Annotated in this window: 12 protein-coding genes; 7 read left to right on the top strand and 5 right to left on the bottom strand. The window is 45.9% G+C overall.

Translation table 11 applies throughout. From position 1 onward, the window contains the following. The first annotated feature begins 179 nt into the window (after positions 1-179). Together D0A37_RS02065 and D0A37_RS02060 are read left to right on the top strand one after the other, a co-directional pair. Complete coding sequence (locus D0A37_RS02065) at positions 180-1,217, top strand: DALR anticodon-binding domain-containing protein (RefSeq protein ID WP_242720502.1); 1,038 nt, start codon at positions 180-182, stop codon at positions 1,215-1,217. 360 nt (positions 1,218-1,577) lie between these two features. Further along, complete coding sequence (locus tag D0A37_RS02060) at positions 1,578-3,107, top strand: MFS transporter (RefSeq protein WP_242720501.1); 1,530 nt, start codon at positions 1,578-1,580, stop codon at positions 3,105-3,107. A 170-nt stretch (positions 3,108-3,277) separates the two neighbouring features. Here the strand turns inward: D0A37_RS02060 and D0A37_RS02055 are convergent, their stop codons facing one another. The 4 genes from D0A37_RS02055 to D0A37_RS02040 all read right to left on the bottom strand — a co-directional run bounded on the left by D0A37_RS02055 (position 3,278) and on the right by D0A37_RS02040 (position 7,078). After that, complete coding sequence (locus D0A37_RS02055; RefSeq protein ID WP_242720499.1) at positions 3,278-3,439, bottom strand: hypothetical protein; 162 nt, start codon at positions 3,437-3,439, stop codon at positions 3,278-3,280. A 77-nt stretch (positions 3,440-3,516) separates the two neighbouring features. Beyond that, complete coding sequence (locus D0A37_RS02050) at positions 3,517-4,677, bottom strand: ATP-binding response regulator (RefSeq protein ID WP_242720496.1); 1,161 nt, start codon at positions 4,675-4,677, stop codon at positions 3,517-3,519. Further along, positions 4,674-5,045: a response regulator gene (locus tag D0A37_RS02045; RefSeq protein WP_242720494.1), complete on the bottom strand. Its 372-nt coding sequence runs from the start codon at positions 5,043-5,045 to the stop codon at positions 4,674-4,676. The genes D0A37_RS02050 and D0A37_RS02045 overlap by 4 nt, the downstream gene beginning before the upstream one ends. Positions 5,046-5,614: 569 nt before the next feature. Next, positions 5,615-7,078 carry an ATPase domain-containing protein gene (locus D0A37_RS02040; RefSeq protein WP_242720492.1) on the bottom strand — a complete coding sequence of 488 codons (1,464 nt, stop codon included), beginning with the start codon at positions 7,076-7,078 and terminating at the stop codon, positions 5,615-5,617. A 97-nt stretch (positions 7,079-7,175) separates the two neighbouring features. Between D0A37_RS02040 and D0A37_RS02035 the strand changes: the two genes are divergently transcribed. The 4 genes from D0A37_RS02035 to D0A37_RS02020 all read left to right on the top strand — a co-directional run bounded on the left by D0A37_RS02035 (position 7,176) and on the right by D0A37_RS02020 (position 12,090). Then, on the top strand, positions 7,176-8,591 hold the full coding sequence (locus D0A37_RS02035) for an FAD-binding oxidoreductase (protein ID WP_242720490.1): 1,416 nt from the start codon (positions 7,176-7,178) through the stop codon (positions 8,589-8,591). A gap of 276 nt (positions 8,592-8,867) precedes the next feature. Continuing rightward, the gene (locus D0A37_RS02030; RefSeq protein ID WP_242720488.1) at positions 8,868-10,277 is read left to right on the top strand and encodes a (Fe-S)-binding protein; all 1,410 of its coding nucleotides are present in this window, start codon (positions 8,868-8,870) and stop codon (positions 10,275-10,277) included. Between the two features lie 229 nt (positions 10,278-10,506). After that, positions 10,507-11,268 carry a Uma2 family endonuclease gene (locus tag D0A37_RS02025; protein WP_242720486.1) on the top strand — a complete coding sequence of 254 codons (762 nt, stop codon included), beginning with the start codon at positions 10,507-10,509 and terminating at the stop codon, positions 11,266-11,268. Between the two features lie 126 nt (positions 11,269-11,394). After that, a complete protein-coding gene (locus D0A37_RS02020) occupies positions 11,395-12,090 on the top strand; it encodes a Uma2 family endonuclease (RefSeq protein WP_242720484.1) in 696 nt (231 codons plus the stop codon). Between the two features lie 106 nt (positions 12,091-12,196). Here the strand turns inward: D0A37_RS02020 and D0A37_RS02015 are convergent, their stop codons facing one another. Beyond that, a complete protein-coding gene (locus tag D0A37_RS02015) occupies positions 12,197-14,428 on the bottom strand; it encodes a hypothetical protein (RefSeq protein WP_242720482.1) in 2,232 nt (743 codons plus the stop codon). 707 nt (positions 14,429-15,135) lie between these two features. Between D0A37_RS02015 and D0A37_RS02010 the strand changes: the two genes are divergently transcribed. Next, positions 15,136-15,651, top strand: a complete 516-nt coding sequence (locus D0A37_RS02010; protein WP_242720480.1) for a phycobiliprotein lyase — start codon at positions 15,136-15,138, stop codon at positions 15,649-15,651. The last annotated feature ends 19 nt before the right edge of the window (positions 15,652-15,670 follow it).

Genomic DNA, 15,670 nt, shown 5'->3' with positions numbered 1-15,670 from the left:
AGCAAAAAATTTGTCGTAAATTATTATTATTTAGCAAAAAAATCGCTAAAAAGCGCATTAATTCGATGTAGCCCCGCTTGGGGAAGCCGATCAACTATCTCTGACCTCCGCAGTTTAACGTACAAGAACAGTGCAAGCGGTAACAGTGGATCATTGCTCTTACGGTAGGATGAGCTGATATGGATACAGCAAATATGGAGCAGTGCCCGGAAGTTACACTGAAGTGTTTCTTGCTTTCCAAGTTCCAAAGCGCGATCGCCCAGCAGGGAACACTGGCCCAAATTCCTTTAAATCTCATAGGTGGCACCATTCTCAATAACAGGCAAGATGCCTGTTCCACAAAGAGTGAATTGGATTGTGGGGTGGGCATTCTGTCCGCCCAAGATGCCTGTTCCACAAAGAGTGAATTTGATTGTGGGGTGGGCATCCTGCCCGCCCATAACAAGCTTATTGAGAATGCTGCAATATTTCCGTTAAATCGAAGTAAAGATAGCGCGCGGGTGCTGTATGTGTCTGCGATCGCCCTGAAATTGGCTAAAACTTGGCAGCAGACACCGCAGACAATTGCGGCACAGTTGGCAGAAACACTCGAACCGCTGTGCTACCCAGATTTCGCAGTTAAAGTCGCGCCGGCGGGAATTATTGAGATGGAGTTGACTGATGCAGGTTTAGCCGTCTGGTTGCAACGTTTAGCTCAAACGAACCTCCCAGTTCCAGAATCTAAAATATTATCTTCTGTTGTGTGTGCCGATCGACTGTTTCCCATTCAGTACAGCCACGCGCGCTGCTGTTCCCTGCTGCGAATGGCCCACCGCGATCGCATAATTTCGATCGCCCAGCCCGATGTGGCTACAGCGCCGCAAATTTGGTCGCTGGCGAGTCCAAATCCTATCCCTTGGATTGACGAGGGCGATCGACTGCGGTTAGTGCACCCAGCAGAACGCCGTTTAATATCCCAACTGTTAACAGTGCTAGACAATTTATATCCTAATATTCAGATAAACAAACTCGAAAAACCTGTCAATTATTTCAAATTAGCCCAGTGTTTGAGCGAAGCATTTCAGACTTTTTACAGTCAATGTCGAATTTGGGGAGAAGTTAAAATAGAACAGCCCAAACTAGCCCAATCCCGATTAGGTTTAATATTAGCAACTCAATCTTTGCTGCGATTTATCCTAGAAGAGTTATTGAACGCTCTGGCTCCTTTAGAACTTTGATTGGGTTCTCATTTTTACCAACCTTTATTCATACTAACAAGTAGGTCTCTGAGAGTTACCTTGACTTTTTCCATGTGAAAATGTCTCTATTTTATCGGGTTCACCCTGAAAAATCCCGTAACCTACTGGCGCATAGAAAATTCATAAAAACTTAGCTTTTTATTGATTAATTAATAATGCAATTAAGAATTATTCTCTAATTTGGGCACTCTTATTTTCTCTAATTTATTTAAGTAATCTTTCTTTTGGCTTTTGAGAGAAATGATTTTTAGCTTGCATCTCTAGGCTGTGTTCCTTAAAATACTTAACCTTATATTATACAATTAAGCTGCGTAGCAGCTCATCTATTGGCTATCCAGTATGCTCGAAACACAAGAAGATTACAGCTTAGTAGGAACGAATCCTCTCCCTCTTCAGGAAATCCAAGAGGATATAGCCATACCAGAGACGGTACTTCTGACCAATTCGCCTCTAAAACTTTCCAAACCTGAAACTCGGTCAAGCCTCAGAGCACTAACTTTGGAGAGTGTCTTCGCTACGCTTTTTTACAGCATCATCGGCGGTGCGTTGCTCAGTAATTTCTTGCTGGATTTAGGGGCTGGCCCAGTCGAAATTGGTATGCTCGCCTCCATTCCTCAACTGGTAAATCTGCTCCAACCCTTGGGAGCTTATATCGGAGACCGACTGCAGAGCCGCCACTGGTATTCCCTCTGGATTTTCGGAATGTCGCGACTGCTGTGGCTGATTCTCGTGCCAGCAATGTGGTTGGGAGGCTCATTTCATCTCGCTGGATCTCAGCTAGTGCAGTTGACATTGGCAATCATCTGGGTAACTCAAGTCTTAGAATCTTTGGGTCGTGCTTCCTTCTTGAGCTGGTTGGCGGTTTTAGTACCTCAGCGGTTGCGCGGGCGGTATTTTGGCTTTCGCAATAGTGCTGTCAGCTTGACGAATCTCATTGGTGTGCCGTTGCTGGCTCTAGTGGTATCGAACTGGCCCGGTGGAAGGCTCCAAGGTTACAGTGCCATCTTGGTTTTAGGAATTGTGCTTGGCATCATCAGTCTAGGTTTTCAGTTCTTTATGAGCGATGTGAACCCAAAGCTTGTACACGTCACGCATTTAGATACAGGCGAAAAATCATCCATAGGGACAATTTTTAGCTTTCTCAAGGAACCCAATTTTTTAAAGTTTTTGCTTTACTCTGCTCTATGGAGCTTTGCCGTTAACATCAGCGCTCCCTTCTTTAACCTCTATCTGCTGGATAACCTAAGTATAGATGTGAGTGTGGTAACGCTCTACAACAGCTTAGGAGCGGGTGCTAACTTACTGCTGCTGGTTTTTTGGGGCAAACTGGCTGACCGGGTTGGGAATCGCCCGATCATGATAGTAGTGGGAATCTTGGTGGCTCTGACCCCTCTGCTCTGGCTAGAAGCTGGAACGGCTCCAATTTTTATATGGGTGTGGTTCCCGCTGTTGCACATCATCGGCGGTGCAACGTGGGCGGCGATCGACCTGTGCAGTGGTAATTTGATGATGTCTGTGACACCACTGTTGAATCAGTCGATATACTTTGCGATCGCCGCGGCGGTTCCTGGTGTCGCTGGGGCAATCGGAATCACCCTTGGTGGCTTTATCGCCACTTTGACCAATCTCGGTGGCTTGCCAGGGGTGTTTGCCCTCTCAGCCGTCTTACGAGTGGCGGCTCTCCTGCCCTTGGTTTTTGTTCGCGAGCAGCGTTCTGTGTCTTTGGGTAAGTTTTGGCTGCTCTTGTTGCCAGCTTGGTGGAGAAAAGTGCCAATTGAACCGGGAAATATCAGGTTTCAACCATTAATAGTTGAACAGTTGGACTCTGGGCCTGAAAGCTCAGGCGATCGCTCTTCAACTCTTGATTGATTGTAGTCCGACAATAATTCATAAAAGAGTTGATTAACCACTTTTAAAGTGTTAAAATACTCATCAGATCCTCTAAGATGTGACGGTTGTTGGGTCGCTTTTTTTCAGAAATATAAAGTCTGGCAACTCGGGATAAGTTTTGTATAGTATCTAATTATTTTTGGGTGCGTTCAACATTTATTACGAGGTCGATCGAGCTTTGAGGAAAGATCGCCAATTCTCCCGCTCGTCGATCGCCAGTTATCCCGCTCGTTGATCACTTCTGGAACGACGCTGCTCAATTTCATCACTTGACGATCGGCTGTTATCAGTTTTTTGAGGATACATCTCATGGTCACACTACCACCTATAGCCTCACCCGATCGTCAAATTCATCGATGACTATCCCAATATACGGCCTGCATCTAGTTTAAGGCGTTGCAGGCGAGAGTTGATTTTTTGCAGGTTTGGCGATCGGCAGGGTTACTGTAAATATACTGCCGACGCCTTCTTCACTGATCAAAGTAATTTCGCCACCGTGCAAGTCCACGCATTTTTTAACAATGCTCAGCCCCAGTCCAGTACCGGGAATTCGACCGACATTTTTAGCCCGGTAAAATGAATCAAACAACCGTTCTTGGTCGGCGGCAGGTATGCCAATTCCTGCATCCTGTACCGAAAAAACAGCCTCAGTTTCAGTAACTTTTAATTCAAAGATTACTTCGGTATTTGGGGGAGAATACTTAATAGCATTTGACAGCAAATTGCCCAGAATGCGCCGGAGCAAGCTTACCTCCAAACACGCCATCGCGGATGGATGCTTATTTATAAAAATTAGCGTCACCCGATCATTTTCAGGTTTCAACTTCAGGCTGTTCTGAAATTCCCCTACTAACTCATTACAAAACTTTGCTAAGTCTATCGGTAGCAAGGAAAACCCGGTTTTTCCTGACTCAACACGCCCCAGCAGCAGAACATCATCTAATAACAGATCGATGCCTTTGGCGGCGGCTTGAGTTTTGTCTAGAAGTTCTTCTGTTTTCTCCTCTGTTAATGTCAATTTGTACTTTTTAAGAAGTTGTGTAGTGCCGATAATAAAATTCAAAGGATTGCGAACGTCGTGGGCAATCATGTACAGCAAAGATGTTTTCATCTCGTTGAGTTCCTGGGCTGTTTGCAGAGTGCGATCGAGTTGGTCGTGAGACAATTTGAGAGTTAAAGACAACTGGCGCGATCGCAGCAAAATCTCCACCCGCGCTTGCAATTCGATCTTCTCGATCGGAGCGATAATCAAATCGTCAATACTTTGCCAAATAAACTGCGTTGCCATCCCTACATCCGAACGTGATGTAATCAAAAGAAAAGGCAAGCATACCGGGTGCTCTGCCTCTTTTTGGGCGGCCACCCATTGCCAATGGCGTTTCAGGGCAATACCGTCAATTATCGCCAGGTCAAAAGATTGATTAAAGGGTAAAAAATCATCACTATTTTCGGTTGAGTTTGGCAGCACTACCTCATAATAAACTGCTAGCCATTCTAATAACAAGCGGCGATTTTCTTTCTGTTCGACAAGCAATAAAATGTTACTCACGCAGGTTCTCCTAGCAAGCTGTGAACAATTCCCAGCAAATCTCTAACGATCAAAGGTTTTACCAACATATTCCGAGCACCGTGGCAGAGGCTTTCGTGCTGAATAGCAGCGCTTTGTTTGGGCGAGAGTATCAGAAAAGGGATTTGGTGATTTCGCAGTTGTTCGCAGCACTCCCAAATCCGGCGATCGAAACCAGAAATATCTACTAAAGCCATCCCGATCCTAGCAGGCTGACTGATAGCTTGTGCAACCTCTTCAAAGTTATAAGCCGCGATCATCTGGTATCCTTCTTTATTGAGAAATTGTGCTAATAGTTCCAAGTTTCGCTGATTGCGGTCTACGGCTAAAATTATTGAAGTGCCAGTCATTTATCAGCTTCCTGTGAATACGGGTTATAACCATTTTAGATTTTAGATTTTAGATTTTAGATTTTAGAAGGGGGAGTGACTGATTGGGAGCATCTCATATTTGTAAAAACACTTCTTCTTCCTGCTTCCTTCTGACTCTTTCCTCCTGACTCCTGACTCCTGGCTCCTAACTCCAATTTTGGGCTTGGCTGCTTTCATTGAGATGCTCCCGACTGATTATATATGGGTTGGGATGTGGTCTAAAGTTGGATTCTTTTTTTATCTGGTATTAGCTTACTTTCCGGCGAGGGATTACATTGGTTTTCAGTTGAGTGAAGTACAGATGATCTGACACGGGACACGGCCCCGCGCCCTGTCCCCATACTGTATTTCATAGAAGCGAAAACTGCTATAAAAGTCGAAAAATACACAAATTTACCAATATATTTAAGTTTTCCAGAACTTAGGCGAGTGGTGAGGTGCGCGGTGCGCGCACTAAAGCTAGTGGTGAGGTGCCCCCCTACTAATTAGTAGATTCACGGCTCCCAAATTAGCTGCAATTGCCCCAAAACAGCAGCACAAATCCCGATTCAATCTTCATCTACTCCCCCCTCAATCCACACCGGCGCCGAACTCAAAATGCCGCGCAGCCCCCCTATCGGTTTGCTGACTTTGATGCCGTAGCGAGTAATCTGGAGTTCTCGCAGAGTTCTCTCGAAATTGCTGACTCGTTTTTTAATTACTCCGATCGCCTTGCGGATTTCTGTCCTATTCTCCAGTTGGCGTTCCAGATAGCGTATAAACAGAAGATTATCCGCCAAATAGCTAATCCCGATCTCGGTCAGCCGAAAATCTCCGCTAATGGCTTCTATCTCATTAATCAAGATAACGGTGACTCCCATATTCTTGAGATACTTGCACAAAGCGTGCAAATTGTGCACCAAATCTTGCCCCTGCATCGAAAGCTGATAGCCAGAAATACCGTCAATCATCACAATCCGCGTCTTTTCCTGCTCTACCTCCTGGCGTACCATACAGGCAAACTGATCCGGCGAGTACAGCAGAGGTTCCACGGGTATCACGGAAAGACTTCCTTGCCCCATCATCGCCCCAACCGGGATGTTAACTGATTCGCAGCGGCGCTGCAGAGTTGAAGTTGACTCCTCAAAAATGTAAACTACCGATCGCTCCCCCCTTCCTGCTGCTTCCTTCATAAACTGAATGCCCACCGTCGTTTTACCAACGCCGCTAGGCCCGGTAATCACCGTCACTGTCCCCCGTTCCAGTCCCCCGTGCAGTAGTTCGTCAATTTCTGGAACCCCAGAAGAAATTGCTTCAGCAACAAAATCCTGTTGATAGTTGTCCGGTAGCAGTCGCGGAAATACCTCCATACCAGCCTGAGTCAGGCGCAGCGAATGGCGGCCGCTGCGGAAGTTGGAGCCTCGCAGCTTGGTGACAGACAGGGCGCGTCCTTCTTTCAATAGTTCTAAATAAATTACTCCGTCGCTGATGAATTGCAAATCGTCGTCGGGAGCACTTGATGTGCCTTCGGAGGTAAACACCACCGTCGCCCCCCCTTCCACCAAAAACCGCAGAAAAGACAGAACTTGCTTGCGAAACTGAAACTCATCCGCAGCTAAGTAGCGAAATTGAGTGATTGCGTCCAAAAACACCCGTTGTGGCTTGACAGCTTGGACTCGCTCAATAATCTTTTGTGTAGTCGGTTCTCGCTCAACCTCGGAGGGGGAGAAAATGTCATAAGTCTGAACTTCTGTAAAAAATTCTGACGATGGGCTCAAATCCAGGAACGCCATCGCTTCCATATCAAAACCGAGACTTGTGGCATTGGCCCGCAATTGCGCTTCGGGTTCTCCTAAAGTAATAAACAGGGGCGTTTCTCCCACAGCCACACCTGCTGCCAAAAAGTGAAAGCCCAGTGTAGTCTTGCCAGTACCCGGGCCGCCGCGCACCAAATAAGAGCGTTGAGGAATTAGGCCACCGCCAATCACTTCGTTGAGACCGGTAATTCCCAGAGAAATTCGGTTTTGAGACATTTGTTTTTTCATGTTTTGAATATCGGCCCCGTATTAATATTTAATGGTTTTAGGCAGTGTTTTGATAATTTTTCTTACCGGGCGTCTGATAACCTTCATGAAATCTTTTTCTACCGAAAATTACGTAAGCACACAAGAATTAGAAAGTATTGTCGGGACTGCTGGCATCTGTCGCTGGCAAGATACAGAGCCATGTTGGCAAGAACGGGTAGAAAAAGCAGTTGCCCCCGACACGAAAATAGATTGTACCGTTTACCCGAATACTCAGGAAGAACTGGCGGCTGTCATTGCTTGGGCTGGGCAAACTCGCTGTGCAGTCTTGCCTTGTGGCAGTGGCAGCAAACTTGATTGGGGCGGTTTAGTAAAATTAGACTCCGATCCCCCCCAGCCCCCCTTAACAAGGGGGGAGCAAGATGTTGTCAAAGTGGGTCTTTTGAAGGGGGATTTAGGGGTATCTCCTGATGCAGCCGGGCTTGTGGCTGTCAGCACTTCGCGCCTCAATCGACTTGTACAGCACGCTGTGGGCGATTTAACCGTGACTGCGGAAGCGGGGATGAAGTTTGCGGATTTGCAGCAAATTTTAGCAGCAGCAGGTCAATTTTTGCCGATCGACCCAGCATATCCGCAACAGGCAACTTTGGGCGGCATTGTCGCTACTGCTGATGCGGGTTCCTTGCGGCATCGCTATCGCGGGGTGCGCGATTTGCTATTGGGAATTACCTTTGTGCGATCGGACGGTAAAATTGCGGTAGCCGGAGGTCGAGTTGTTAAAAATGTCGCCGGTTACGACTTGATGAAACTGTTTACTGGTGCTTACGGCACTTTGGGCGTCATCAGTCAAGTAACTTTCCGAGTTTATCCGCTGCCTGAATCCTCGGGAACCGTAGTGCTGACAGGGGAAATTAATGCTTTGTCCCAAACGGCTCAAATCTTATTATCCTCTGCTTTGACTCCGACAGCCGTTGATTTGGTGTCACCTGATTTAGTAGCACAATTAGGCTTAGGAAAGGGCACGGGATTAATCGTCAGATTTCAAAGTATCGCAGAAAGTGTTAAACAACAATCAGCCCGCTTGCTGGAAGTTGGCGAAAAGTTTGGTTTGCAAGGCGCTAGCTGCTGGGAGAATGATGAGCATCAGTTATGGCAAAGATTGCCAGAAACAATGTGGGATTCTGGCACAAAATCGGCAATTATTTGCAAAATAGGAATCAGACCGTCGGAAGCTGTAACGGCCCTTAACGAATTGCCGGTACAGGACGCTTGGATTCATGCAGGCAGCGGTTTGGGGGTTTTGCGGTTTGAGAAGGCGACGGCCCAAACGCTGTTGCAGGTACGCAGGGGGTGCGAAGCGAAAGGCGGTTTTCTGACTGTTTTAGCAGCGCCGACCGACATCAAGCAACAGTTAGATGTTTGGGGCTATACTGGAAGTGCGATCGCTTTAATGCAGCGGATTAAACAGCAGTTTGACCCGGAAAATCTTTTGAGTCCACATCGTTTTATCAGCGGTATTTAGTTTAAATTTTGTAGTAAGGAGTTCAGTTTTTATTGAATTCCGGTCTAAATCATTAGAGCTCTGGAGTAATTCTTCTGGAACAGGCATCCTGCCTGTTCAATACTGGCTTGGCGGGAGATGTCTATTTGTGAATTAGATTTGTTTTTAACAAACCGCGAAGGCGCGAAGGAAGAGAAAAGAAGAGAAGAGAAGTTTTTGTTGGCTTGATGGATTTAGGCTGGCAATTTGAAAGGACTAAAGTCCTTACTACGAACCAAAACAATTAGGTAATATATTATGCAAACTTCAGAAAAATCTCAAGTTCCCAGCGACGATTTAAGACCTGCCAAAGAAAGCAATTTTCTAGCACAAAATCCCCACTTAGAAACCCTCGAAATCCCAGGTTTCGACGCCAACAATCCGCCCGATCCGAAATTAATCGATACTTGCGTGCACTGCGGGTTTTGCTTGTCAACTTGTCCGAGTTATCGCGTACTTGGCAAAGAAATGGATTCGCCCAGAGGCCGCATTTATTTAATGGATGCAATTAACGAAGGCGACGCACCTTTAAACGAAGCAACCTCACAGCATTTCGATACTTGTTTGGGCTGTTTGGCCTGCGTAACAGCTTGTCCGTCTGGAGTTCAATACGACAAATTAATTTCCGCAACTCGCCACCAAGTTACTAGAAATCAGCCACGCACTTTTTCGGACAATGTAATTCGTACTCTGATTTTTAATCTCTTCCCTTATCCTCACAGATTGCGGCCTTTGCTTGTACCGCTGTTTATTTATCAAAAATTAGGACTGCCAAAACTTGTCCGCAAAACAGGCTTGCTGAAAAAAGTATTTCCCCGCTTGGCGGCGATGGAATCAATTTTGCCGAAAGTTACTGTCGATTCTTTCCGGGATAATTTACCAGAGGTAATTCCGGCACAAGGGGAGAAACGCTATCGAGTCGGCATGATTTTAGGCTGCGTGCAGCGGCTGTTATTTTCGCCAGTGAACGAGGCTACGGTGCGAGTTTTGACGGCTAACGGTTGCGAGGTGGTGGTTCCTAAAAGTCAGGGATGCTGTGCTGCTTTGCCGGAACACCAAGGCCAAGCGGAACAGGCGAAAGCTTTGGCGAGACAAATGATTGATAGCTTTGAAAATACTGGCGTTGATTTTGTGATTATCAACGCTGCTGGGTGTGGCCATACTTTGAAAGAATACGGTCATATTTTAGCAGATGACCCGCAATATCGGGAAAAAGCTGAGAAATTTGCTGCTAATGTTAAGGACGTGCAAGAGTTTTTGGCAAGTGCGGGAATTACGGCGAAACTCAATCCTTTGATTGATGGAGATTTGACAATTGTTTATCAGGATGCTTGTCATTTGTTGCACGGGCAAAAGATTAGTTTGCAGCCGCGTCTGTTGCTGCAACAAATTCCGGGAGTGAAGTTAAAAGAACCTGTGGATGCGGCTTTGTGCTGCGGGAGTGCGGGGGTTTATAATATGCTTCAGCCGTATATTGCTGATGAATTGGGAGTGCAAAAGGTGGAGAATTTGCTGAATACTGGGGCGGAGTTGATTGCTTCTTCTAATCCGGGTTGTTCTTTGCAAATTAAGAAGCATTTGGAGTTGCAGGGAAAGGAAGTTACTTTAATGCACCCAATTGAGCTTTTGGATTATTCGATTCGCGGGGTGAAGTTGCAGAGGAAGTAGTTGGGTAGGGCGGGCGGTGTCCGCCCTATTTTCGATGTGCTTTTTTGTGAATGAGATTTTTTACCGCAGAGGGCGCAGAGGGCGCAGAGGAAGAGAGGGGGAGAAAGAGGAATAGGCTATTGGCTTGAGAAAGCACGCGCGGCGTAGCTATCCCGTAGGGAATCGCGCTTCTAACCCTTCCCAAACAGCTAAAATTAAATTCAACAGTCTTTCACCCCGGACAACTGTTATGGTAACTCAAATCCCATCCCCTACTCAGCAAGAAGTTATTTACCCCGACAGCGACGGCTTACCAATGGCAAATAATACTGACCAATTTCGCTGGATTCTCGTCATCGAACAAAATTTAGAATGGATGTATGCTAATGACGAGAAGGTATTCGTAGCGGGTGATTTGTTTTGGTATCCAATCGAGGGAAGACCGAATATTGTTAATGCCCCCGACGTGATGGTTGCGTTCGGCACACCGAAAGGGAGACGCGGTTCTTACCAGCAGTGGAATGAGTCAGGAATTGCACCGCAAGTTGTGTTTGAAATTCTCTCTCCTGGCAACACGCAGGATGAAATGGAGAAGAAGTTGCTATTTTACGATCGCCACGGAGTTGAAGAATATTACATTTACAATCCTAGCAATAACCAACTGAGAGGGTGGCTGCGGGGAGAAGACGGGTTAGATGCGATCGCATTAATGGAAAATTGGGCGAGTCCTAGATTGGGAATTTGCTTCGATTTATCGGGTTCTCAATTGCAAATTTATCGACCGGATGGAACGAGGTTTTTCTCCTACGTTGAGATTTGTCAACTGTTAGAGGAAGAACGCCAGCAAACAGCACAAGAACGCCAGCGGGCAGAACTTGCAGAAACCAGTTTAGAAGAAGAACGCCAGCGGGCAGAACTTGCAGAAACTGCTTTAGAAGAGGAACGGCGCCGAGGGCAGATTTTGGTGGAACGGTTGCGAGAAATGGGAATTAACCCAGACGAATTAACTTAGAAATTGGGGTGTTTTTGGTTGGATGAAAAAGCACGCGCGGCGTAGCTATCCCGCAGAGAATCGCACTTTTTAGTTTCCGAAACAGCTAAAATTAAATTCAACAGTCCTTAACCCCGGACAACAGTTATGGTAACTCAACTCAAATCCCCTCAAAAATCTGATGTAATTTACCCCGACAGCGACGGCCAACCAATGTCTGACAATACCAAACAATTTCGCTGGATACTCATCATCCAACAAAATTTAGCTTGGCTATTTGCCGATGACCCGAATGTATTTGTCGCGGGGGATTTGCTGTGGTATCCCGTCGAAGGAGATAACAAGATTCGCGTCGGCCCGGATGTGATGGTAGTCTTTGGCAGACCGAAAGGAGATAGGGGTTCTTACAAGCAGTGGGAAGAAGAAAATATCGCGCCCCAAGTAGTGTTTGAAATTCTTTCTCCCGGTAACAGGCTAACAGAAATGAATAAAAAACAGGTATTTTACGATCGCCACGGGGTAGAGGAATATTACCTGTACGACCCGGAACGCAACGATTTTAGCGGTTGGATGCGTTCAGAGGGGCGTTTGGACGTAATTGATGCGATCGAAAATTGGGTCAGTCCCCGACTGGGAATTCGCTTTGATTTGTCGGGTGAAGAGTTGCAAATTTATCGCCCTGATGGCGAACCGTTTACAAGTTATGAGGAGGTTTCTCGCAGCTTGGAACAAGCCGAACAGCGGGCAGAACAAGAACGACTGCGGGCAGAACAAGCCGAACAGCGGGCTGCTTTACTGGCAGAAAGACTGCGAGCGATGGGAATTGACCCGGAACAATTGTAAACTAGATGGGGGAAAAGAGCGATCGCACTTTTAAATTTTAGCAAAAGTGCGATCGGCATAATAACTAATGACTAATGACTAATGACTAATGACTAATGACTAATGACTATTTCCCCTCTTCTAAGCTCAAAAAATGCACCTGTCCCGAAGCTTCCGCCACTACGATGGTCACCCCATCAGGTGCAATAGCGCAAGCTTTCAAAGCACTATCTCCCCTGAAACTAGCAATTAATTCTCGACTTAACAAATCCCAAACTTTGAGAGTATTATCGTCCGAAACAGAAATTGCCTTGGTTCCCATAGTCGCCACAGATGTTACCGCATCAGCATGACCTGCCAAAGTAAAAACTTCTTTTCTACTTGACAAATCCCAAACTTTCAAATTGGGTTCCCGCCCCCCCGAAATCGCCCATTTGCCATCGGCCGTAACCGCCACAGCATTCACAAAACTCTCATGACCTTTGAGAGTGAAAAGTAGATTTTTGACGGCTAAATTCCATAAATATGCGAAAATATTCTTTTCTTTTCCCAAACTCCAAATTTTCAGAGTTTTGTCGCCGGAAGCCGAAATAATCCGCTTGCTGTCGGGAGTAACGGTCACAGCTTTTATCCCGTCCTCATGACCTGAAAAAGTAAAAAGTTCCTCTCCTGTTTCTAGATTCCAAACTTTAATAGTTTTGTCTCCCGAACCGGAAATCGCCATCGTTCCGTCCGCAGTGACTGCCACAGAATTTACCCAGTCTGTATGACCCGTGAAAGTAAAGATTTCTTGTCCGGTTTCTAGATTCCAAACTTTCACAGTTTTGTCACCGGAACCCGAAACTACTCGCTTGCTATCCGGTGTTATTGCGATCGCTTTTACCCAATCTTTATGACCGGGAATAGTAAAAATTTCCTGTCCGTTTTTGAGATTCCAGACTTTAATGCTGTTGTCTCCTGAACCGGAAATCGCTTTCGTACCGTCCGCCGTCACTGCTACAGCATTTACCCAGTCATCGTGACCTGCAAATGATAAATTTTCTTTGCCTATTTCTAAGTGCCAAACTTTGAGAGTTTTGTCAGAGGAACCAGAAACTATCCGCTGGCCATCGGGGGTAACAGCCACAGCATTCACTGGGGCGATGTGATTGGTAAAAGTGAAAAGTTCTTCTTTTGTTTCCAGATTCCAAACTTTCAGCGTTTTGTCGCCGGAAGCCGAAATTATTCGTTTGCCGTCGGGGCTGACTGCCACAGCTTGAACGAAACTGCTGTGTTTTCCTAAAGTGAAAAGTTGCTTTATTTCAGACAAACTCCAAACTTGAACAGTTCCGTCGTAACTGCCGGAAATTATGAGTTCGCCGTCGGGAGTAACTGCTACACTTTTTACCCAGTCTTCATGACCCGTGAGAGTAAAAAGTTCTCTTCCGGTTTCTAGGTTCCAGACTTTCATGCTGTTGTCTCCCGACCCGGAAATTAACCGTTTGCTATCAGGAGTTACTGCTACCGACTGGACAAAACTGCTATGACCTTTGAAGTTAAAAATTACTTCCCTACTTGTCAAATCCCAAACTTTAATACTGCCATCCCAAGAACCTGAAATTACTCGCTTGCCGTCGGGAGTTACTGCTACTGCTTCTACGGCAAAAGTATCGCCTGCAAAGGTAAAGATTTCTGTCCCAGTTTCTAAATCCCAAATTTTAATGGTATTGTCCCAAGAACCGGAAATTACTTTAGTACCGTCGGGGGTGACAGCTACAGCATTGACGTAGGTAAGATGACCTTTGAGGGTGGAAAGTTCTTCTCCTGTTTCTAAGTGCCAAATTTTGAGATTGTGGTCGGAGGAAGCAGAAATGGCCCGCTTACCGTCGGGGGTGATTGCTACAGCTTGTACCCAATCTGTATGTCCGGTGAGGGTGCGTAGCAATCTCCCGCCAGGAGGGGTAAAACTGGGCGTTAGCGGTCGCAGCCAGGGGGTTGTTTGGTGTTGTGCCTGTGCTAGCAGTGCTTGATTTTCTGGACTTTCAAAGCACATCAAGCGGGCAATTAGTTGGGTGGGTAGTTGGGTTTTATCTGTGGCTAGAATGTGGGCAGACAGCCGAATTGCTTCTTGGATTAATTTGAGTTGTTCGGCTTTTTGGTCTGAAATTATAATATCGGGACTTGTTGCTAAATCGTAATCTTCTATTAGTGCTTGTACTCCGGATGTGGACAGCTTGGCTTCAATAAAATTGTAATCTGTTAGTAAGCTGTATAATTTTTCGGAGTCTGAAGTCGCTGCTAACTGACTGGGCAATATTCCCAGGTAGTGCGTCTGTTCTGCAGGCTGCATTTTATCCAGCCCTTGTGTAAACTCGCTCATAAATTTACGGATGTCTTTTTTAAATGTATACGATCGCTAGCTGCACCCTACCGAAAAGCCGATCGAGAATCTTTTCTCTTGACTTAGCATGACATATTTGAATGCTATGTGCTACGGGCTTGCTGTCCTCGGTTTGGTGATGGTTTGATGAATTGCTGGTTTTTTAGTCGAAGTCTGCTTTGAGAATTTTCAAGCAGTGCGATTACAATAAATCGCCGCCAATATAATTCAACTCAACAACGCCCAATTTACCGATCGATCGACAAAAGCTCACATATATCGTTGTTTTTCTTAGCATAGCTGGTATTTGGGCGACGATAGTCGATCGATCAACACTGTCAAACTTAATAATTTTTAGGTATCGCAATCCTTATTTAAAGTGCGAAAAAGACTTTTTATAACGAAACATGATGGCGGATGCTCTAATTTTCTGTCAAGTCGGCCGCATCAGCGAGGCAGATGTCCCCCTGGTTGGGTTTGCTACCTCAACGGCATCTGCAATTTGTTTCACCCAAAGCTCTCAGAAAGCTTTGCAGGTGCGCCCCCTTCCTCTAAAATATAGAAAACGACTTGCACTCTTAAACCGGGTTTCTAGACAAAATCATTGGTTTGACCGCTAGGTACGCAGGAAGAAAGCGGCTTTCTGACTCCATAGCGCGCAAGTCACGATCGCAAATAAAGCACTATTGAGTTTAGAGACAAATTTCATGGATGTTATCGAGTTTTTCGAGTTAAGTGCAGGCAAATGGTTTTCCCAGCGTACCGTACACAATCTCAATTCTGGGGAATTGCAGGCCGGTAAATCTGACCTCAAAATAGAAATACTGACAGCGAGCGATGCAGATGTCGTCAAACTTTGCCAACAACACTCGATTAACCCGGCTTCAACTGGGCTAACTAGCGTTCGGATTAGTTGGGACGGTGTTCCCGATCGCGACAAACCTAAACAAATCGGTTCTACAATATTAGCGATAGTCCCAAATCCCGACAATCCCAGCGAAGGCAAAGTCTTGCAAGATAAGGGTAACAGTCGCTACGTGATGGGCGACGACGTACTGACATTGATTACAGAATCAGACACCCTCCATGCAGAAGAAAGGCTGTGGTATCTCATGCCTAACTTGCGACTGCGGACGAGCGTTGTTAAGCAAGCTAACGGTACCGAACAAGCATCTTTTTGTTCGGAAATTCGGATGGGAGTCAGTCCCAAAACTGAAGAGTGACAAATAACTCTCTAGTTCT

Origin of the sequence: Microcoleus vaginatus HSN003 (genome assembly GCF_022701255.1) — a bacterium.
GTDB classification, from domain to species: domain Bacteria; phylum Cyanobacteriota; class Cyanobacteriia; order Cyanobacteriales; family Microcoleaceae; genus Microcoleus; species Microcoleus vaginatus_B.
Note: the sequence above shows the minus strand (reverse complement) of the source record. Positions and strands in the feature narration are given on the sequence as shown.